20 protein-coding genes are annotated in these 19114 nt (G+C 71.8%); 7 read left to right on the forward strand and 13 right to left on the reverse strand.

Going from position 1 to position 19114, the window contains the following annotated elements; genetic code table 11:
• Window positions 1-30 precede the first annotated feature (30 nt).
• The 10 genes from AC6CKD_RS24975 to AC6CKD_RS25020 all read right to left on the reverse strand — a co-directional run bounded on the left by AC6CKD_RS24975 (window position 31) and on the right by AC6CKD_RS25020 (window position 7317).
• A complete protein-coding gene (locus tag AC6CKD_RS24975; protein WP_498330030.1) occupies window positions 31-924 on the reverse strand; it encodes a hypothetical protein in 894 nt (297 codons plus the stop codon).
• Window positions 921-1775 carry a hypothetical protein gene (locus AC6CKD_RS24980; RefSeq protein WP_498330031.1) on the reverse strand — a complete coding sequence of 285 codons (855 nt, stop codon included), beginning with the start codon at window positions 1773-1775 and terminating at the stop codon, window positions 921-923. Before AC6CKD_RS24980 ends, AC6CKD_RS24975 begins: the two co-directional genes overlap by 4 nt.
• On the reverse strand, window positions 1772-2512 hold the full coding sequence (locus tag AC6CKD_RS24985; RefSeq protein WP_498330032.1) for a hypothetical protein: 741 nt from the start codon (window positions 2510-2512) through the stop codon (window positions 1772-1774). The genes AC6CKD_RS24980 and AC6CKD_RS24985 overlap by 4 nt, the downstream gene beginning before the upstream one ends.
• A 192-nt stretch (window positions 2513-2704) precedes the next feature.
• Window positions 2705-2968, reverse strand: coding sequence for a DUF3099 domain-containing protein (locus AC6CKD_RS24990; RefSeq protein ID WP_469368524.1), 264 nt, complete (start codon window positions 2966-2968; stop codon window positions 2705-2707).
• A 134-nt stretch (window positions 2969-3102) separates the two neighbouring features.
• Window positions 3103-3393, reverse strand: coding sequence for a DUF1416 domain-containing protein (locus AC6CKD_RS24995; RefSeq protein WP_478689224.1), 291 nt, complete (start codon window positions 3391-3393; stop codon window positions 3103-3105).
• A gap of 70 nt (window positions 3394-3463) precedes the next feature.
• Complete coding sequence (locus AC6CKD_RS25000; protein ID WP_498330034.1) at window positions 3464-4309, reverse strand: sulfurtransferase; 846 nt, start codon at window positions 4307-4309, stop codon at window positions 3464-3466.
• 176 nt (window positions 4310-4485) lie between these two features.
• Complete coding sequence (locus tag AC6CKD_RS25005; protein ID WP_350875872.1) at window positions 4486-4575, reverse strand: Ms5788A family Cys-rich leader peptide; 90 nt, start codon at window positions 4573-4575, stop codon at window positions 4486-4488.
• Window positions 4576-4733: 158 nt separating this feature from the next.
• Complete coding sequence (locus tag AC6CKD_RS25010) at window positions 4734-5447, reverse strand: LmeA family phospholipid-binding protein (RefSeq protein WP_498330036.1); 714 nt, start codon at window positions 5445-5447, stop codon at window positions 4734-4736.
• A gap of 165 nt (window positions 5448-5612) precedes the next feature.
• A complete protein-coding gene (locus AC6CKD_RS25015; protein WP_498330038.1) occupies window positions 5613-7052 on the reverse strand; it encodes a hypothetical protein in 1440 nt (479 codons plus the stop codon).
• 10 nt (window positions 7053-7062) lie between these two features.
• Window positions 7063-7317, reverse strand: a complete 255-nt coding sequence (locus AC6CKD_RS25020; RefSeq protein WP_112449116.1) for a MoaD/ThiS family protein — start codon at window positions 7315-7317, stop codon at window positions 7063-7065.
• 502 nt (window positions 7318-7819) lie between these two features.
• Between AC6CKD_RS25020 and AC6CKD_RS25025 the strand changes: the two genes are divergently transcribed.
• From AC6CKD_RS25025 to AC6CKD_RS25045, 5 genes are all read left to right on the forward strand, one after another.
• Window positions 7820-8590: a response regulator transcription factor gene (locus AC6CKD_RS25025; protein ID WP_243339450.1), complete on the forward strand. Its 771-nt coding sequence runs from the start codon at window positions 7820-7822 to the stop codon at window positions 8588-8590.
• 81 nt (window positions 8591-8671) lie between these two features.
• Window positions 8672-9694 (forward strand): LacI family DNA-binding transcriptional regulator, encoded by a 1023-nt coding sequence (locus AC6CKD_RS25030; protein ID WP_498330040.1) that lies wholly within the window; start codon window positions 8672-8674, stop codon window positions 9692-9694.
• A 271-nt stretch (window positions 9695-9965) separates the two neighbouring features.
• Window positions 9966-11177, forward strand: a complete 1212-nt coding sequence (locus AC6CKD_RS25035; protein ID WP_498330042.1) for a S1C family serine protease — start codon at window positions 9966-9968, stop codon at window positions 11175-11177.
• A gap of 52 nt (window positions 11178-11229) precedes the next feature.
• The gene (locus tag AC6CKD_RS25040; RefSeq protein ID WP_498330044.1) at window positions 11230-11979 is read left to right on the forward strand and encodes a response regulator transcription factor; all 750 of its coding nucleotides are present in this window, start codon (window positions 11230-11232) and stop codon (window positions 11977-11979) included.
• Complete coding sequence (locus AC6CKD_RS25045; RefSeq protein WP_498330046.1) at window positions 11976-13442, forward strand: sensor histidine kinase; 1467 nt, start codon at window positions 11976-11978, stop codon at window positions 13440-13442. The genes AC6CKD_RS25040 and AC6CKD_RS25045 overlap by 4 nt, the downstream gene beginning before the upstream one ends.
• On the opposite strand, the gene AC6CKD_RS25050 is transcribed toward AC6CKD_RS25045, so the two are convergent.
• Together AC6CKD_RS25050 and AC6CKD_RS25055 are read right to left on the reverse strand one after the other, a co-directional pair.
• On the reverse strand, window positions 13422-14402 hold the full coding sequence (locus tag AC6CKD_RS25050; protein WP_498330048.1) for a phosphatidylinositol-specific phospholipase C: 981 nt from the start codon (window positions 14400-14402) through the stop codon (window positions 13422-13424). The genes AC6CKD_RS25045 and AC6CKD_RS25050 overlap by 21 nt on opposite strands.
• Window positions 14403-14513: 111 nt before the next feature.
• On the reverse strand, window positions 14514-15083 hold the full coding sequence (locus AC6CKD_RS25055) for a TetR/AcrR family transcriptional regulator (RefSeq protein WP_498330050.1): 570 nt from the start codon (window positions 15081-15083) through the stop codon (window positions 14514-14516).
• A 123-nt stretch (window positions 15084-15206) separates the two neighbouring features.
• Between AC6CKD_RS25055 and AC6CKD_RS25060 the strand changes: the two genes are divergently transcribed.
• Window positions 15207-15992: an alpha/beta fold hydrolase gene (locus tag AC6CKD_RS25060; RefSeq protein ID WP_498330051.1), complete on the forward strand. Its 786-nt coding sequence runs from the start codon at window positions 15207-15209 to the stop codon at window positions 15990-15992.
• Between the two features lie 61 nt (window positions 15993-16053).
• Here AC6CKD_RS25060 and AC6CKD_RS25065 read toward each other — a convergent pair whose 3' ends face one another.
• Window positions 16054-17877, reverse strand: a complete 1824-nt coding sequence (locus tag AC6CKD_RS25065; RefSeq protein WP_498330053.1) for a bifunctional metallophosphatase/5'-nucleotidase — start codon at window positions 17875-17877, stop codon at window positions 16054-16056.
• A 259-nt stretch (window positions 17878-18136) separates the two neighbouring features.
• On the opposite strand from AC6CKD_RS25065, the gene mshD reads away from it, so the two are divergent.
• Window positions 18137-19069, forward strand: coding sequence for a mycothiol synthase (gene mshD, locus AC6CKD_RS25070; protein WP_498330055.1), 933 nt, complete (start codon window positions 18137-18139; stop codon window positions 19067-19069).
• Window positions 19070-19114 lie beyond the last annotated feature (45 nt).

Here is a 19114-nt window from a genome sequence, read left to right on the forward strand (position 1 = left end):
CGTACGACGCGCTGCCCCGGAGACCGCGCGCTAGCCGAGCAGCTGGTGCTGGAGGATCACCGTCTGGTGGAACGGGATGGTCGCGACCTCGCCCTTGCGGGTCTGGAGGATGACGGCGACCACGTCACCGGATCGGACGCAGCCGACCTTGGCCTGCTCGTCGCCGAACGGGGCCGTCTCCGCGTAGAGCGAGACACCGGTGAGGACGGGCACGGACTGGCCGGTCCTGCCCTTGCTCCAGGCCGAGTCCGTGGCGACGTTTGCCGCGTTCAGGTGCATGCCGACGTTGCACTCCTTGAAGGTGTCCGCCAAGCCCGAGGAGTGGTACCGCAGCAGGTAGACGCGCGTGCGGGTGCCGTCCGGGGTGGTCCAGCCGCGGCCGACGATCTGCCGCAGGCCCTCGTTGGCGAACTGCGACTTCATCTCCCCGTGCGCGGAGGCATCGTACTCCGTCAGGAAGGTGTCCTGGGTCACCACCTCGTCCTTCTCCAGCTTCATCGTGGAGTCAGGGGTGGAGCCGACGGGCGGCGGCAGGAGCAGCTGGGTGAGGCCGGCGTAGTGGATGCCGTCCTCGTTGTCCTCGGCGAACGGCAGCGCGGCACCCGGCGGCAGCGTCGGCTTGGCCAGGGCCGGGTAGTCCCAGCGGCCGTCGGCCTTGGTGGACAGGCCCGGGATGTCGGTGCGCTCGGGTTGGGCGAGCCCGTACGCGACACCCGTGCCCACACCGGCGAAGACGAGTACGGCGGCGGTCCAGCGCAGCGCCGCGAACAGCTTGCGGCGGTCCTTGGGCGCGGCCGCCGGGACGGTCGGTTCGGGGGCCTGCTCGGGGACCGCGTCGGCGACGGTGTCCGTGGCCACCGCGTGCTGCGGTGCGGCGTCCTCAGGGAGTGCCGATACGGATCCGGTGGTGTTCTGCTCGCTCACGCGGACTCCCCGGGGGACTTCAGGTGGGTCATCTGGTTCTTGAAGAACGCGACGGCGTCGGCGCTGGAGAAGGGCTTGGGACCGTAGGCGCGGAAGGTGACGACCACATCGCCCTCGACGGCCGTGCAGTCGATCGAGTCGACCACTTCCTTGCCCTTCTCCCCCATCGCCATCAGCGAGCACTTGGCGTCCGGGAACCCGTCCACCTTCGGCGCCTCGCGCTTGTCGCCGATGAGCTCGAAGATCTTCTTGGTGACCTCGGACACGTTGCCCACGGCCTTCGGGTCGGCCCGCATGATGCGGACCTCGGCAACCCACTCGCCCTGGCCCTGGGTGTAACTGCGTCCGGCCAGTCCCTTGAGCTTGAGCTCGTCCAACGCCTCGTCGCGCTTCTTGCGCTCCGTGGTGGACAGGCCGTCGCGGGATTCCTTGACCCCCTCGGCCGCGTTCTCCCCGGAGGCGAAGAAGTCCTTGCCCTTCGCCCCCAGGTCGGGGCCGAGGGTGAAGCCGGACGGGACCGGCAGCAGCTTGGCGGTGAGCTCGTTCGCGGGCACGGAGCCGGGCTCGGCGTACTTCCCCACCCGGTCCCCGACGGGGACCCAGTACGCGGTGGGTGCTTCCCGGTCCGCGTCCGCGAGCGCGGAGGACGCCCAGACTCCACCGCCGGCCAGCGCGGTGAAGGCCACGCCGCCGGCGACCAGGGCGGCTGCCTTGCGGTTGATACGGCGCGCGCTCTTCACGGGCGGCACAGGCAGGACCGCGGCTTCGGCCGTCGTCTCGGGAGCGGGACCGCCGGCCTCAGGGGTCTGCGGGACGGCTGCCGGGATCACTTCGTTCTGCGGCTCGGTCACAGTCGCTCCAGCTGTCGCTTGGCAAGCTCCATGACATCGCCCGCGGCGACCTTGCCCCGGTTGTTCCTGTAGTGGATCTCGAGGACGAGGTCGCCGCGGCGGGCGAAGGCTCGCGCGGAAAGCACCGGGAGGTAGCCCGGCTCCTCGTCGGCCTTCGAGTACACCCAGACGTGCCCGAGTCCCGGGGGCAGGCCGTCGATGGGCATACCGTCGTTGCCCGCGTACTCGTCCGAGGACATGTACCGGGACTGATCGCTCTGGTAGTCGTCCGCGCCACTGCGGTCGTCGAACTGCAGCAGCGTCACCTCGACGAAGGTCGTGTCGTTCTGCGACCACCTCGCCGTTACGGCCCGACGGAGCCCGGTGGCGGCGAAGTTGCGCAGGGCGCGGTCCGGGTACTCGTAATCCAGCGAGAGGAAGTCGGTGGAGATGTAGCCCGATCCGCCGTTCTTCGCCCCGCCCGGCGCCTCGATCAGCAGCTTCGCAAGGTCGTCGTCCGTCTTGTGCCAGCGGTTGGCGTTGATCGTCTTGTGCGTGGTGGCGTCGTCGGGCGCGATGGCCTTCGGGTGCACCAGCTCCGCCTGCGCCAGGGGCGCCAGCGGGGTCGGTTCGCGGTCGTACTGGATCGCGTAGCCGGTGACCGTGCCCGCCAGGACGCCGAGCACGACGGCGCCCGCGATCAGGAGGACGGTACGGCCGCCGCGACGGCGGCGGGGGGTGGTCGGAGCTGCGCCCAAAACCGCGTCCGGAATGCCTGGTTCCGAGGCACTCTCCCCCTCTTTCCGCTGGTCAGGGATGGTCTGTTCGTGTTCCAAAAGAAGTCCCCCCACAGGACTGGAGTCGCGGACCGATCGCCCGCGTACACAGAAGACACCCTCGCGTGGGGAGATGTTGTGATCACCCTTATTACATTTTTATCTCAACGGGTTTCAGTCCTCGTGACGCCGCTTTCCATCCAGTTCGTCCCACCACTCGTCGGACTTCGGGTCACCCGAGGGGTCGTCCCACCAGCGGTCGTCCGGGCCGCGCCGGTTCGCGATCACCGCGGCGACCGGCGGAATGACCATCGCGACCACGCACAGCGCCACGGCGGCCTCGACGGACCACAGGCGCACGAAGGACCAGGCGGAGACGAAGAGGAAGAGGCATCCGCCCATGAGCAGGAAGTAGACGCGCCGGCGCCGGGCGTACATGACTTCAGGGTAGATCCGCCCCGCGCTTCCGGGGAGGCCCGGAACGACACGAAGGGCCGCACCCCGATCCGATGGCGTCCAACCCCCGGGGGTGCGGCCCTTCGGCCGGTCATGCGGTCACACAGGTGCGGTGCTCAGACCGCGATCGCCACGTCCGTGACGCCGCCGGACTCGACGACGACCACGGCGCGGTCCGCCTGGGCGCCGGGCACGAGGGCGCGCAGCGTCCATGAGCCCTCGGCCGCGTAGAAACGGAACTGGCCGGTCGCCGAGGTCGGGACCTCGGCGGTGAACTCGCCGGTCGAGTCCAGCAGGCGGACGTAACCGCTGACGGGCTCGCCGTCCTTGGTGATCTGGCCCTGGATGGCCGTCTCACCGGGCTTCAGCGTCGAGAGGTCGGGCCCGCCGATCTTTGCTCCACACATGTTCTCTGTCCTGTCCTAGAGAGGTACGACTGCGGGGCGTCGCGTGCCCCGGAAGACTTGTTGCCCGGAACTACTTGTTGGCGCCGAGCTCGATCGGCACGCCGACCAGCGAGCCGTACTCGGTCCACGAGCCGTCGTAGTTCTTGACGTTCTCCTGGCCCAGGAGCTCGTGCAGCACGAACCAGGTGAGCGCGGAGCGCTCGCCGATGCGGCAGTAGGCGATGGTGTCCTTCGCCAGGTCGACCTGCTCGGCCTGGTAGAGGGCGGTGAGCTCTTCGTCGGACTTGAAGGTGCCGTCGTCGTTGGCGTTCTTCGACCACGGGATGTTGCGGGCGCTCGGGATGTGGCCCGGACGCTGCGACTGCTCCTGCGGGAGGTGCGCCGGCGCGAGCAGCTTGCCCGAGAACTCGTCGGGCGAGCGGACGTCGACCAGGTTCTTCGTGCCGATCGCGGCGACCGCGTCGTCACGGAAGGCGCGGATCGAGGTGTCCTGGGCCTTGGCCTTGTACTGGGTGGCCGGGCGGTTCGGGACCTCGGTGCCGTCGACCAGGTCGCGGGAGTCGAGCTCCCACTTCTTGCGGCCGCCGTCGAGCAGGCGGACGTCCTGGTGGCCGTAGAGCTTGAAGTACCAGTAGGCGTAGGACGCGAACCAGTTGTTGTTGCCGCCGTAGAGGACGACGGTGTCGTCGTTGGAGATGCCCTTGGCGGAGAGGAGCTTCTCGAAGCCCTCCTGGTCCACGAAGTCGCGGCGGACCGGGTCCTGGAGGTCGCTCTTCCAGTCGATCCGGACGGCGTTGGTGATGTGGTTCTTGTCGTACGCGGACGTGTCCTCGTCCACCTCGACGATGACGACGTTCGCGTCGTTCAGGTGGGCCTCGACCCAGTCGGCGTCTACAAGGACGTCGCTGCGGCTCATGATGTTCTCCTCCGGGGCAGTGTGCGGCGGGGTGGTGCTGGTGGTACGGGGTGCGTGCGTCCGGGTGCGCTCACGGATCCTGTTGCGGGGAGGCTTCAGGAGGGCGGGAGGCAGAGGTGGTCACACGGGAAAGCGGAAGGCCGTCGTCCGGCTATGGAGCGGGATGCGCTCACACGTCACATGGATCGACAGAGCATGGCGGCGACGCGACACAGGTCTACTGCCCGTCGCTTCGTGAGGTCCGCCTGCTGATGCTTCATAGCCATGGATCGTAGGGACGAATCAGTCGCCCTGTCACCGCCGTGTCATATTTCGAGACAGGATCGTCCGAATGCTGGGATCGGAGTCCTCGGCGATCTTCCGGCTCGGGGTGCCCGGGGCCCCTAATGGCCCTCCCATCTGCGGATCGGACCTGTCCGTCTCACTATCCGGCCAGCGTCAGATTCGTACCGCCCAGAGTGAGCACCAGACCGGTCTCGTCCGAGGTCAGCGTCGTCAGCTGCACTCCGGACGGCAGTCCGCCGTCGATCCGCCGGTCGAAGTCGGTCTTCTTGCGGACCGCGGCCTCGATCCCGGGAAGGCCCTCACCCGGCACCTCGTCGGCGCGGACCCGGACGAGCTTCGGGCCCTTGCCGTCCCCGGAGTCGACGAGGGAGACCGTCGAGACCACGCTGCGGCTGAGCGTCCGGCCGAGCAACTCCACGCTCGCGGTGACCTTCAGCTTGCCCGGCGCCCCGCCGTAGCCGACCGTCACCCCGGGCTGCGCGGCCGCGGTCAGGTCCGCGTACGTGACGAGGGCCGAGCCCTTGGCGGACCGCGCGGTGCCGCCGCTGTAGTCGCCGTTCAGCTCCACTCCGCGGAAGGCGACCCGCAGCCGGGACAGGTGCGTCTTACGGCCGTCCGCCGTCGCCGCGTCGAGGCCGGCCACCTTCAGGTCGACCTGGTCGAGGTCGTGGGAGAGCGCCTGGGTCAGGAAGGGGAACCCGTGGATGTCCACCTCCACCCCGGACAGGCCCTGCCGGGCCTGGATCCGGTCCGCCAGACGGTCCTCGGCATAGCCGGCGGCCCACCGGTCCAGCCCGACGAACAGGCCGCCGAGGACCACTCCGATGATCACAACGACACGCAGGACACGCACGTGCCCACCCCCCAGACGATTGGTACGTCGGCCCAGTGGACCATGTCCGGCCGTGAGGGCGCTGTGAGATGACCCGAGGTGGCGGCGCGTCGCCCGCCCCGGGGCAAGGGGGGGCGGGCGACGCGGGGGGCGGGGGGCAGGGCGCAGGGGGCGGAGTCGGGGGACTCAGCCCACCACCCTGCCGATCAGGTAGACCGCCGGAGCCGCCGCGGCCAGCGGCAGCGCGACGCCGGCCGTCATGTGGACGAACTTCGACGGGTAGTCGTACGCCGCCACGCGCAGCCCGATCAGCGCGCACACCCCGGCCGCGAGGCCGATCAGCGCACCGCCCGCTCCGACGGACGTCAGCCCGCCCACGGCGATGCCCGCACCGGCCGCGGCGGCCAGCGAGACGCCGACCGAGGGCGCCGTGGGCAGCGGGAGCGCGCGGGCGAAGACGGCCACCGCCACGGCGGCGGCGCCCACGCTCGCGGCGGCGGAGTCGGCCGCGAGGTAGCCGGCGCAGACGATGGCCAGCGCGGCCGAGGCCACCGAGGCCATCAGCCCGTACATCCGCTCGTCCGGATCGGCGTGGCTGCGCAGCTGGAGCACCAGCGTCAGCAGCACCCAGGCCCCGAGGGTGCCGATGATCGCGCCGGGCCCGTACGGCTCGTCCACCGCGAGCACGGCCGCGTCGGCGACGACCGCCCCGGCGAAGGCCAGGGCGATGCCCTGACGGGCCGGCCACATGCCGTTGAGCCGGAACCAGCCCGCCGCCGTGAGGCCCTGGAGGGCGATCAGCGGCGCGAGCAGCGCGAACTCGCCCAGCGCCGCGGCGGCCGCGATGACCAGCCCGAGGGCGGCCGTCAGTATGGCCGCCTGCGGACCGGGATCGATGATCGGCGAGCGGCCTTCGGCGCGGGCCTGGGCCGGGTCCACCGCGCGCAGCGTGTTGCCGGCGAGCGTGGGCGGCGACCAGGCGGGCTCCTCCTCGGCCGCCCCGCCGGCCGCCGGGGGGCCTACGGGAGCCCCGGCCGCCTGCTGCGGGAGGTACGGGGCCGGCTCCGCGGCCCACTCCTGGCCGGGGGCCGGAGCCTGGGCCCGGGCCTCCGCCCGGAACGGGGCCGCCGGGTCGGACGGGTCGGACGGGCCGGGGTAGGGCGGCAGGTACGCCGTCTCCCCCCACTGCTGCGGCGGCTCGGCCTGCTGCACCTGCGGGGCCTGCGGGGCTGCCTGTACCTCGTCGCGGAACCAGTGGTCCGGCGCCGAGGTCTGGGGGTAGGCCGGGGCCGCGTAGGGATCCGGGTAGGACTCCGCGTACCCCTGCTGCTGCCCCCACTCCTGCCCGGAGACGGGCGCCTGGGCCTGCGGCTGGGCCTGGGCCTGCGACTGGGCCTGCGGCTCCTCGCGGAACCAGCCCTCGGGGGCGACCGGGTACTGCGCCGGTACGCCGTCCAGCGGCGCCTGCAACGGCTGGTACGAGGTGTCCCACGTGGGGGACTGCCAGGTCTGCGTCCCGTACGCCTCCGACTCCGGCTGCTGTTGCTGCTGCTGTTGCTGCTCCAGAAACTGCTGTTGCTGTTGCTGTAGCTGCTGCTGTTGCCGCTGTTCCTCGGGCGTGCTCATGGGGCTCCGCTCACCCGCCCGCGAACGGCGGGAGCACCTCGACGGTGCCCCCCTCCGTCAGCTCGACGGAATCGTGGGGGCGCTTGCCCACGGGCTCTTCGTTCACGAGGAAGGAGCAGCGCAGCAGGACCCGGGTCAGTTCCCCGGGGTGGCGTTCCCGCACGGCGTCGAGCGCCTCGGCCAGTGTCCGTGCCGAGTACGGCTCCTCCGCCGTCTTGGCCGCGGCCTTCGCCGCCGCCCAGTAGCGGATGGTTCCGGTTGCCACTGCAGGCTCCTCTCGTCGGCGCTCTGCCGTCGGCCTCCATCATGACGCCTCGGGCACCCGATCCCGGCGTGCCTCCGCGCGCCCCGCGTGCGCCCGGGCGGCCCGCACGGAGTCCACCGATACGGTGAAACCGGGGCATACGCTGGTCCCGGGCGTGGTGGGAACCACAGAAGTGGAACGTTCCGAAGCCTCGGCCCGGCCGGGGAGGGTGGGCTATTCTGCTGGCGAGAGGATCCGGGCAACGTAGCCCCCGGGTCCTTTTGTGCTTTCAGCACGTTGAACGGACCGAGAACAGTGGTATCCATCCGGACCTCAGGGCGCGGGGACCGGGCGGACACCAGGCAAGTCGTACGAAGCAGTGCCGCGAAAGTCCTCGACGGGACCGAGGAGGAACCGACGTGATGGACCAGCGAACCGTCGTGCGGGAGCAGGCGCAGGAGCACGTATCTGCGCACGTTCACGCACACCAGCACCACCGCCCGACCCGGGCAGGTGGTCGGGCATGAGCTCACTCCTGCTCCTGACCAATGCCCTGCAGCCGTCCACCGAGGTGCTGCCCGCCCTCGGCCTGCTGCTCCACAGCGTCCGGGTGGCTCCGGCCGAGGGCCCCGCCCTCGTGGACACCCCGGGCGCCGACGTGATCCTCGTCGACGGCCGCCGCGACCTGCCCCAAGTGCGGTCGCTGTGCCAGCTGCTGCGCTCCACGGGCCCCGGCTGCCCGCTCATCCTCGTCGTCACCGAGGGCGGCCTCGCGGCCGTCACCGCCGACTGGGGCATCGACGACGTCCTTCTCGACACCGCGGGACCGGCCGAGGTCGAAGCGCGGCTGCGCCTCGCCACCGGTCGCCAGCAGCTCGGCTCGGACGACTCCCCGATGGAGATCCGCAACGGTGACCTGTCGGTCGACGAGGCGACGTACTCGGCGAAGCTGAAGGGCCGGGTCCTGGACCTGACCTTCAAGGAGTTCGAACTCCTCAAGTACCTCGCCCAGCACCCGGGCCGGGTCTTCACCCGCGCCCAGCTCCTCCAGGAGGTGTGGGGCTACGACTACTTCGGCGGCACCCGCACCGTCGACGTGCACGTACGGCGGCTGCGCGCGAAACTCGGGCCCGAGCACGAGTCGCTGATCGGTACCGTCCGCAACGTCGGGTACCGCTTCGTCACCCCGGAGAAGGTGGAACGGGCGGCGGCGGAAGCGGCCGCGCAGGCGGCCACGAAGGCGGCGGCCGAGGCCTCCGCGCGGGCCGCGGCGGCACTCACCCGGATGGACTAGGGGACCTGTGGGAACGCTTTGGGAATGATCTCCTCTGGACGCCCTGCCCAGAGGTAGGTCGCCCCGCGTAGACTTCCGCGCGTGGCCAAGGTGACGCGGGATGACGTGGCACGACTTGCGGGTACTTCTACCGCCGTCGTGAGCTACGTCATCAACAACGGACCCCGGCCGGTTGCCCCGGCCACGCGCGAGCGTGTACTCGCCGCGATCAAGGAGCTGTCCTACCGCCCGGACCGGGTCGCCCAGGCGATGGCCTCACGGCGCACCGACCTCATAGGCATGATCGTCCCCGATGCCCGTCAGCCGTTCTTCGCGGAGATGGCGCACGCGGTCGAGCAGGCCGCCGCCGAGCGCGGGAAGATGGTGCTGGTCGGGAACTCCGACTACCGCGACGAGCGCGAGGTCCACTACCTGCGGGCCTTCCTGGGCATGCGGGTCTCGGGCCTGATCCTGGTCAGCCAGGGCATGAGCGAGCGGGCCGCCTCGGAGATCGAGGCGTGGGACGCCCGCGTGGTCCTCCTCCACGAGCGCCCCGAGGCCATCGACGACGTCGCCGTCGTCACGGACGACATCGGCGGCGCGCAGCTCGCCACCCGGCACCTCCTCGAACACGGGCACCCGTACGTGGCCTGCCTGGGCGGCGTCGAGAACACCCCGGAGGTCGGCGACCCGGTGGCCGACCACGTCGAGGGCTGGCGGCGGGCCATGCTCGAATCCGGCCGCTCGGTGGAGGGCCGGCTCTTCCAGGCCCCGTACAACCGCTACGACGCGTACAAGGTCGCCCTGGAGCTGCTGGCCGGGCCGGACCGCCCGCCGGCGATCTTCTGCGCTACGGACGACCAGGCGATCGGCGTCCTGCGCGCCGCGCGCGAGCTGCGCATCGACGTGCCCGAGCAGCTGGCGGTGGCCGGCTTCGACGACGTCAAGGAGGCGGCCCTCACGGACCCGCCCCTGACCACGATCGCCTCGGACCGCCCGGCGATGGCCCGCGCGGCGGTGGACCTCGTCCTGGACGACGCCCTGCGGGTGGCGGGCTCGCGCCGCGAACGCCTGAAGCAGTTCCCGTCGGCCCTGGTCATCCGCCGCTCCTGCGGCTGCCGCTAGCAGCCGGCCGCTGATGTAACCCGGCACCCCGGAGCGTGCTGCCCGCCGCATCCGCGCGCGGCGCCGTACCCGGGGACCAGTCCCCGGACCCCTGCTCCTCAAACGCCGGAGGGGCTGGATTTTCGCCGGCGTCAGCCCGCACGTGCAGCGGCGCACCACCCGCCCCCGACCCACCCGTCCCAGTCGGCCTTATATCGGGCATACACGGTTCTGTCGGGCTTCTCAGCCGGGACTCAGGAAGCTCTCATGATCGGCGGACACAGTCATATGCATGACCGAGAACCTCCGCCGCGAAGGCGAGTACCCCCAGGAAAACCGCCCCCAGCAGCCCGCCCCCTGGGGTGAGGACTGGCAGCGCGGTCGTGACCGGCTCGCACAGGACGCCGCGTACCCGCCGCCCCCGTCCTATCCCCCGGCCGCCCCGGCCCCCGGCTGGCACGAGGCGCACACTCCCCCGGTCATCCAGGGCGAGACCGTCCCCCAGGGCACCGGCGGCGCCGGCGGCAACGGCGGCTGGGCCACCTGGGGCGGGGCCGCCCCGGCCGGACCCGCCCCGCAGGGCCACGCCCGCGCCAAGCGCCCGGTCGCCCTGCTCGCCGCCGTGGCCCTCGCGGCGGCCGCCGTCGGCGGCGGAACGGCCGCCGCCGTCCAGCAGATGCTGAGCAAGACCAACGGCACCGGCACCGGCGTCAACGGCAGCACCATCTCCCGGTCGAACAGCGGCACCGTCTCCGGCGTCGCCGAGAACGTCAGCCCCTCCGTCGTCCGCATCGACACCCGCACCACCGCCGGCCAGGGCACCGGCTCCGGCATCGTGATCACCGCCGACGGCGAGATCGTCACCAACAACCACGTGATTGACGGCGCGAGCCAGATCCAGGTGACGATGAGCGACGGCAAGAAGTACAGCGCGAAGACCGTCGGCACGGACCCGGACAAGGACCTCGCCCTCATCAAGCTGGAAGGCGCGAGCGGCCTCAAGCCCGCCGCCTTCGGCGACTCCGACAACCTCAAGGTCGGCGACGAGGTCGTCGCCATCGGCTCCCCCGACCGCCTCACCGGCACGGTCACCAGCGGCATCGTCTCCGCGCTCGACCGCGAGGTGAACGTCCCGAAGTCCGAGAAGCAGCAGTCCCCGCAGGGCGGTTACCCGTTCGCCTACGGCGGCCGTCAGTTCAACGGGAACACCGGCACGGACACCACCTCGTACAAGGCCATCCAGACCGACGCCTCCCTCAACCCCGGCAACTCCGGCGGCGCCCTCGTCAACATGAACGGCGAGATCGTCGGCATGCCCTCCGCGATCTACTCCCCCTCCAGCGGCAGCGACGCCGCGGGCAGCGTCGGCCTCGGCTTCGCCATCCCGGTCAACACGATCAAGGCCGACCTCCCCTCCCTCCGCAAGGGCGGCGCCGGCGGCGCCGGCAACAGCTCCGACAACGGCGCCGGCAGCGCCGCGAACGGTTTCGGGACCTCCTTCTAGCCCGCCCGTGCGAGCCTGGTAGGAGACCGACCACCACCTGGGGGGACCCCGTATGAGCGCCGAAGGCGACCAGCAGCGCATCCTCGTCGTCGACGACGAACCGGCCGTACGCGAGGCCCTGCGCCGGAGCCTGGCCTTCGAGGGGTACGGCACCCAGACCGCCGTCGACGGGCTCGACGCCCTCGACAAGGCGGACTCGTACGCCCCCGACCTGATCATCCTGGACATCCAGATGCCGCGGATGGACGGTCTGACGGCGGCCCGCCGGCTGCGCGCCTCCGGCAGCACCACGCCGGTCCTGATGCTGACCGCCCGCGATACGGTCGGCGACCGCGTCACCGGCCTCGACGCGGGCGCCGACGACTACCTGGTCAAGCCGTTCGAGCTGGACGAGCTCTTCGCCCGGGTGCGCGCCCTGCTGCGCCGCAGCTCCTACGCCGCCCCCTCGCACGGGGACGGCCACCCCGGCGACGCCGACGCGCTGACCTTCGGCGACCTGCGCATGGACCTCGCCACCCGCGAGGTCACCCGGGGCGGCCGCCCGGTGGAGCTGACGCGTACCGAGTTCACCCTGCTGGAGATGTTCCTCGCGCACCCGCGCCAGGTCCTGACCCGCGAGCAGATCCTCAAGACCGTATGGGGCTTCGACTTCGAGCCCAGCTCCAACTCCCTGGACGTGTACGTGATGTACCTGCGCCGCAAGACCGAGGCCGGGGGCGAGCCCCGCCTGGTCCACACCGTGCGCGGGGTGGGCTACGTGCTGCGCGCGGCCGGGGCCGGCGACACCGGCGGTCCCGAGTGAGCCCCAGCGCCAGATTCCGCGCCCTCCCGCTCCGCTCCCGCCTCGCCCTCCTGGTCACCGTCGCGGTGGCGCTGGCCGTGGCGGCGGTCGCCGCGGTGTCCTGGGTGATGGTGCGTACGCAGCTGCGCGACCAGCTGGACCGGTCCTTGATGTCCACGAACGCCTCCGCGGAGGTGGGGCGGCTCATCTTCGGCAACCGACCGTGCCCGGACAAGGCGCCCACGCAGAACGACCAGAACACCCAGCCCGGCCAGGAGATCGCCGGCAGCCTCAACGCGTCCGTACAGATCGTGACGGCCGACGGCGGGCACTGCTGGGTGAGCGGTCCGGCGAACCTGCCGGTCACCGACCTCGATAAGCAGATCGCCTCGGGCCTGCGGGGCGCCACCCTGCACGACGTGACGACCGCCGAAGGCGTGGACATGCGCGTCTACACCCAGCCCGCGCGGGTCTCAGCCACCTCCCCGCTCTTCGCCATCTCGGTCGCCAAGCCGCTCGCCGACATCGACAAGCCCCTGTCCACCCTGGCCTGGGTGCTGCTCTTCGTCTGCGGCGTCGGCGTCCTCGGCGCGGGCGTGGCCGGCCTCTGGGTGGCCCGTACGGGGCTGCGCCCGGTCGACGAGCTGACCGGCGCGGTCGAGCACATCGCCCGCACCGAGGACCTCACCGTCCGCATCCCCGACCAGGGCGACGACGAGATCGCCCGCCTCTCGCGCTCCTTCAACTCCATGACGGCCGCGCTCGCCTCCTCCCAGGAGCGCCAGGCCCAGCTGATCGCGGACGCCGGGCACGAGCTGCGCACCCCGCTCACCTCGCTGCGCACCAACATCGAGCTGCTGGCGCGCAGCGAGGAGACCGGCCGGGCCATCCCGCCGGAGGACCGCAAGGAGCTGCTGGCCTCGGTGAAGGCGCAGATGACGGAGCTCGCCTCGCTGATCGGCGACTTGCAGGAGCTGTCCCGCCCGGACGCGACCGCCCCCGGCCCCCTCGGGGTGGTGGCCCTGCACGAGATCGCGGGCGCGGCGCTGTCCCGGGCCCGGCTGCGCGGTCCGGAGCTGGATTTCGACTCGGACCTGGCGCCCTGGTACGTACGCGGCGAGGCGGCGGCCCTGGAGCGGGCGGTGGTCAACGTCCTCGACAACGCGGTGAAGTTCAGCCCGCCGGGCAGCACGGTCACGGTGTCGCTGCGCGCGGGCGAGCTGACCGTACGGGACCGCGGCCCCGGCGTCCCCGCCGACGACCTCCCGCACGTCTTCGAGCGCTTCTGGCGCTCCCCGTCCGCCCGGGCCCTGCCCGGCAGCGGCCTCGGCCTGTCCATCGTGGCCCGTACGGTGCAGCGCGCGGGCGGCACTGCCGAGCTCCGTGCCCCGGCGGACGGCGGCGCGGGCACGGAGGCGGTCCTCAGCATCCCGGGCGCACCGGCTCCGCCGCCCGCGCAGGCGTCAGTTGTGCCGGATCAGTGAGGCGACCAGGCCGGAGCGGGTGTTGGGGAAGTCCATCGGGACGATCCCGAGCCCGGTCCGGCCGGCCAGTTCGGAGCCGTCGACGAAGGCGTGCACCTGCGGGTTGAGGCGGTCGGAGTTCCAGCGGGGCGGCAGGGCCGCGGCCGTGCTGGTGTAGTTGACGAAGAACTTGCCGGGCTGCTGGACGGCCTTGCGGAAGTGGTTCTCGATCTTGCCCCGCTTGGCGAAGGGCTCGGCCATGTAGTCGTCCTGGATGTCGAAGACGTTGCCGTCGCCGTAGCGCAGGCCGCCGGGCAGGCCGCCGTTGTCGGGGAGCAGCAGCACCTTGCCGCGCACCTGGCCGAGGTCGGGCAGCGAGTCCGCGATCCTGAAGAGCGGGCTCCAGCCGCGGTTGTTCAGGTAGTCGTCGAAGACGGCGCGGAAGGTGGCGTCGCTCTCCTCGGAGTACTCCTGCTTGAGCCGCATGAGCACGGTCTCGGAGGGGTGCGCGGCGAGGAAGTTCCAGCAGGCGCCGAGGACGTCGCCGAACATCAGGTTCTGGTAGTACGCGCCGTGGTGGATCGCGAACGATCCGCCGGTCACCCGGCAGCGGACGTCGAGGAAGCGGATCCCGGAGCCGAGCTGGTCGGCGATGGAGGTGTTCTGGCAGGCGACGTAGAGCCCGCCCCGGGTGGCTCCCGAGTCGTGGGTGCCGGGGATGGTCATCCGCTGGAGGGCGGTGGAGTCGCCGAGGCCGGCCATCCAGTCCTGGGTGCCGAGTGCGGTGGCCGCCGCGGATGTGGCCCCGGTGGCGGCCGAAGCCGTGCCGGCGCCCGCGCCGAGCAGGGTCGCGCCGCCCAGGGCCGCCGCCCCCGCCAGGAAGCCGCGCCGCCGCAGCCCCGTACCCGTACCCCTATCCGTATCCGTACCCGTACCCGTACCCGTATCCGTATCCGCGCCCGGATCCATGCCCACGCCCATGCCCGCCCCTTTGCCGACCCAGTGGTGGGACCGGATTATGGCGTGTTCACGTCAGCTTTACTACCCACGGGTACGGATCGGTGCCTTCCGAGCCGTCACGAGGAGGCCGGCCTAACCCTCCAGCAATGCCGCCATCTCCCGCAGCCCCCGCACCAGTTCACGGCCGTCCGGCGCCTGCTCCGAGTCGGTCAGGCACTGCACCATGACCCCGGCCAGCAGCGCGACGTGCACCGACCCGAGGGCCCGTACGTCCTCCTCCCCGACCGCCTCCTCCGGCACTCCGCGCAACTGCGCGGCCGCCATGCGGCGGCTCTGGCGCTGCCCTTCAGCGAGGACCGCGAGCAGCTCGGGCGAGGACTGCGCGTGCACGAAGGCCTCGACGGAGGCGGTCCAGAGCCAGCGCATCTCGCCGAAGTCCCGGATCTTGCGGTCCCAGGTGTCGGCGTAGCGCTCCCGCGCGGTGTCACCCTGCCCGGCGAGCCGGCCCGACCCCGCGGCCCACTCGTCCATGGCCGCGAACAGCGCCTGGTTGAGCAGCACCTCGCGGGACCCGAAGTGGTAGCCGATCGCGGCCATGCTCACCTGCGCGGCCGAGGCGATGTCGCGCACGGTCGTCCGGAGATACCCCTTCTCCTCCAGGCAGCGCCGGGCTCCGGCCAGCAGGTCCTCGCGATTTCCCATGCCCGGATCGTATCTGCGCCGGGTTTTGGGCGAGCGCCCTACACAATCGTATTGCGCACTTGCCCAAATACTGGCAGCCTGGTGCCCGGCCCACGGACAAGCACACACGGGGAGAGCAACGCCATGCGCCACGAGCTGAAGATCGACGACCGCACCCTGTCCTACCTGGACTTCGGCGGGCCCGGCCGCCCCCTGCTCGCCCTCCACGGAGGCCTCTCCGAGGGCGCCCACTTCACCGGCCTCGCCACCGTGCTCGGAGACGACTGGCGGGTCATCGCCCCCGACCAGCGCGGGCACGGCGACTCCGACCTCGCCGCGGAGTACAGCCGCGCGGGCTACGTCTCCGACGCCGCGGCCCTGCTGGAACACCTCGCCCCCGGCGGCCCCGTGCCCGTCCTCGGCTTCTCCCTCGGCGGGGTCAACGCCTACCACCTGGCCGCCGACCGGCCCGACCTGGTGTCCGCCCTGATCAACGTCGACGCCCCGGTGGAGCTCTCGCGCCCGGACGGCCCGTCCTTCTGGGACTTCCTGCACGAGCTCCCGTACACCGCGCCGAGCCGCGAGGAACTCCTCGCCGCCCTCGGCCCGCTCGGCGAGGGGATCGGACCCTTCCTGCGTCCGCTGTCCGGGGGCGACACCGGCTGGCGGCTGCCGTTCCACCCCGGGGCCACCCTGGCCACCCTCGCCGAGGGCGACGGCTCCACCTGGGACGTCTGGCAGGCGAGCGACTGCCCGGCGCTGCTCATCCACGGACTGCGCAGCGACGTGCTCTCCCGGGAGCTGGCCGACGCGATGGTCGCCCGGCGCCCCGGGACCTCGTACGCCGGCCTCGACACCGAGCACTTCGTGCCCTTCCAGGACCCGCAGGGCTTCGCGGAGGCCGTACGCGGCTTCCTGGCGACGCTGTAGGACGCCTGGGAACGCCGAAGGGGCGGCGGGCCGATGGCCCGCCGCCCCCGAGAAGCAGGTGCTACTTGACGACCGTGATCCGGTCCGCCGCCGGCGGGGCCAGCGGCGCGGCCGCCGAGGAGTGCCCGGCCAGGTAGGCGTTGAAGATGTCCAGGTCGGACGCGCCGACCAGCTTGTTCTTGTGCTCCTTCAGGACGCCGAAGCCGTCACCGCCGCCCGCGAGGAACTCGTTCATCGCGACCCGGTAGGTCCGCGCGGGGTCGATGGCCTCGCCGTTCAGCTTCACCGAGTCCACGACGATGCGCTCGGCGCCCGACTTGGTGGTGTCCAGGGTGTAGGTGAAGCCCTTGGAGACCTGCAGGATCTTCGGGCTCACGCCGTTGACCGGTCCGCTGACCTGCTGCTGGAGCGCGGTGATCAGCTGGGCGCCGGTCAGGTCGACGACCGTCATCATGTTGGTGAACGGCTGGACGGTGTAGGACTCCCCGTAGGTCACCACCCCGTCGCCCTCGGCGCCGGCGGCCTTGTAGGCCAGGTCCGCGCGGATGCCGCCCGGGTTCATGAGGGCGAGCTGGGCGCCGCCCTTGGCCGCCGGGGCCAGGGCCTCCAGCTGCGCGTCGGCGATCACGTCACCGAGCGGCTTCTCGTACTCCGACGAGCCGCGGCCCGGGATGTCGGCCGAGATGTAGCCCATGGGACGGTTCGCGATCGGCGCGGCCAGCGCGTTCCAGCGCTCGATCAGCGCGGTCAGGTCCGGGGCCTTGGGCTGGTCCCGGGTGACGACCTTCTGGAGGACCTTCGGCGACGCGACCGGCGTACGGACGATGTCCTTGGTCGCGCGGTCGTAGGTCAGGGTGGTGTCCGTGTACAGCCGGCCGTACGAGGCGGCCGAGGTGACCGTGCGCGGATTGCCCGCCGGGTCGGGGATGTTGCACGCGTACGCCTGGTGCGTGTGGCCGGTGACCAGGGCGTCGACCTTCGGCGAGATGTTCTTCGCGATGTCGACGATGGCCCCGGAGATGCCGGCGCCGGCGCCCGGCACGTCGCAGTCGTAGTTGTACGCGCCGCTCGCGGGCAGGCCGCCCTCGTGGATCAGCGCCACGATCGACTTGACGCCCTGGCGGTTCAGCTCCTCGGCGTACTTGTTGACCGTCTCGACCTCGTCGCCGAACGCGAGGCCCTTGACCCCCTCGGCGGTCACGATGTCGGGGGTGCCCTCCAGGGTGACGCCGATGAAGCCGATCTTCACGTCCCCCTTCTTCCAGATGAAGGTGGGGCTCATCATCGGACGCTTGGTCTTCTCGTCCACCACGTTCGCGGCGAGGTACTTGAAGTCGGCGCCGCCGAACTCCTTGCCGTACTCGAAGCAGCCCTCGAGCGGGTGGCAGCCGCCGTACTGCATGCGGCGCAGCTCGGTCTTGCCCTCGTCGAACTCGTGGTTCCCGACGCCGCTCACGTCCAGGTCGAGGTCGTTGAGCGCCTCGATCGTCGGCTCGTCGTGGAAGAGGCCGGACACCATCGGGCTGGCGCCGATCATGTCGCCGGCCGCGGCGGTGACGGAGTAGCGGTGGCCCTTGCGGGCCTCGCGCAGGCTGGTGGCGAGGTACTCGACACCGCCCGCGGGTATGGCCTTGGTCGTGCCGTCGGCCTGACGCTCGGTCACGGAGCCCGAGGAGCCCTGCGGGGGCTCCAGCGTGCCGTGGAGGTCGTTGAACGACAGCATCTGTACGTCGACGGTGCGGCCGGTGTCACGGCCGTATCCGTCACCACTCGCGGCTCCGGCCGGAAGGGCGGCGGCGATCATCGCACCGCCCGCCGCGGCAACGGCGAGAGCGGTGAGGGCCAACCGGCGGTTTCGGCGGTGCCGTTGTGGCGTCGCTGACATTTGGTCCCCTTTGCGGACAGCGATACATCTTGGGAGGTCTGCCGAAGCCTAGAGTCAACGCGCGTAGCGCGACAGGGGTACTGGGTATCGAGCTGGTTACACACAAGAGACGAGCACCCGGCCGCGGGGCTGTCCGCGGGGCTGTCCGCGGGCTGGCGGGACTGTTCGTGACCGGTTCGAGGCCGGTTCGCGCGGCCGTCCGGGCGCCCGTCCGGGCCGCACCCCGCCGCTCCCCCACCGTGGTCGTAGGCTCGGTTCCATGACTGACGACGCAGCAGTGGTCCTGGAGCCGGGACGGCAGATCCAGACCCTCGACGAACTGACGGATGAGCAGGCCGACGCCGTTCTCGCCCTGATCGAGGACGCGGCCCGCACCGACGGCACCACCGCCGTGTCCGAGCAGGGCCGGCTCCAGCTGCGCGGCGGGGCGCGGGAGGGGATCCGCCACTTCCTCCTCACCTCCGACGGGCGGCTCACCGCGTACGGACAACTGGAGGACACCGACCCGGTGGAGGCCCCCGCGGCCGAGCTCGTCGTGCACCCCGCGATGCGCGGGCGCGGGCACGGGCGGGCGCTGGGCACCGCCCTGCTGGCCGCCTCCGGCAAGCGGATCCGGGTGTGGGCGCACGGCGGCAAGTCAGCGGCCCGCCACCTCGCGCAGGTGCTCGGCCTGACCCTGTTCCGCGAACTGCGCCAGCTCCGCCGCCCGCTCGGCGCGGAAGCGGCCGCCCTGCCGGAAGCCGTCCTCCCGGCGGGCGTGACCGTACGCACCTTCGTGCCCGGCACCGACGACGCCGCCTGGCTGGCCGTCAACGCGGCGGCCTTCGCCCACCACCCCGAGCAGGGCTCGCTCACGCAGCGGGACCTGAACGACCGCATCGCGCAGCCCTGGTTCGACGCCAAGGGCTTCTTCCTCGCGGAGCGCGACGGCGAACTGATCGGCTTCCACTGGACGAAGGTGCACGCCGAGCAGCAGCTGGGCGAGGTCTACGTGCTCGGGGTGCGCCCCGGCGCGCAGGGCGGCGGCCTCGGCAAGGCCCTCACCGCGATCGGCCTGCGCCACCTGGCCGCGGCGGGCCTGCCCACCGCGATGCTCTACGTGGACGCCGACAACCCGGCGGCCCTGGCCGTCTACGCGGGCCTCGGCTTCACCACCCACGAGGTGGACCTGATGTACCGCACTGAGAGCTGACCCCCGTCCGGTCCGGGGGCCGGGGGCCGGGGGCCGGGTTTCCCT

Source organism: Streptomyces sp. GQ60 (assembly GCF_059758875.1).

Excerpts from the sequence above, each read along its gene's own strand:
- AC6CKD_RS25060 (WP_498330051.1), top strand. The coding sequence starts at position 15,207 with ATGCGCCACGAGCTGAAGATCGACGACCGCACCCTGTCCTACCTGGAC.
- AC6CKD_RS24990 (WP_469368524.1), bottom strand. The coding sequence starts at position 2,968 with ATGTACGCCCGGCGCCGGCGCGTCTACTTCCTGCTCATGGGCGGATGC.
- AC6CKD_RS25005 (WP_350875872.1), bottom strand. The coding sequence starts at position 4,575 with ATGGCTATGAAGCATCAGCAGGCGGACCTCACGAAGCGACGGGCAGTA.
- AC6CKD_RS25065 (WP_498330053.1), bottom strand. The coding sequence starts at position 17,877 with ATGTCAGCGACGCCACAACGGCACCGCCGAAACCGCCGGTTGGCCCTC.
- AC6CKD_RS25040 (WP_498330044.1), top strand. The coding sequence starts at position 11,230 with ATGAGCGCCGAAGGCGACCAGCAGCGCATCCTCGTCGTCGACGACGAA.
- mshD (WP_498330055.1), top strand. The coding sequence starts at position 18,137 with ATGACTGACGACGCAGCAGTGGTCCTGGAGCCGGGACGGCAGATCCAG.
- AC6CKD_RS25000 (WP_498330034.1), bottom strand. The coding sequence starts at position 4,309 with ATGAGCCGCAGCGACGTCCTTGTAGACGCCGACTGGGTCGAGGCCCAC.
- AC6CKD_RS25055 (WP_498330050.1), bottom strand. The coding sequence starts at position 15,083 with ATGGGAAATCGCGAGGACCTGCTGGCCGGAGCCCGGCGCTGCCTGGAG.
- AC6CKD_RS25050 (WP_498330048.1), bottom strand. The coding sequence starts at position 14,402 with ATGGGCGTGGGCATGGATCCGGGCGCGGATACGGATACGGGTACGGGT.
- AC6CKD_RS24995 (WP_478689224.1), bottom strand. The coding sequence starts at position 3,393 with ATGTGTGGAGCAAAGATCGGCGGGCCCGACCTCTCGACGCTGAAGCCC.
- AC6CKD_RS25015 (WP_498330038.1), bottom strand. The coding sequence starts at position 7,052 with ATGAGCACGCCCGAGGAACAGCGGCAACAGCAGCAGCTACAGCAACAG.
- AC6CKD_RS25035 (WP_498330042.1), top strand. The coding sequence starts at position 9,966 with ATGACCGAGAACCTCCGCCGCGAAGGCGAGTACCCCCAGGAAAACCGC.
- AC6CKD_RS25025 (WP_243339450.1), top strand. The coding sequence starts at position 7,820 with ATGAGCTCACTCCTGCTCCTGACCAATGCCCTGCAGCCGTCCACCGAG.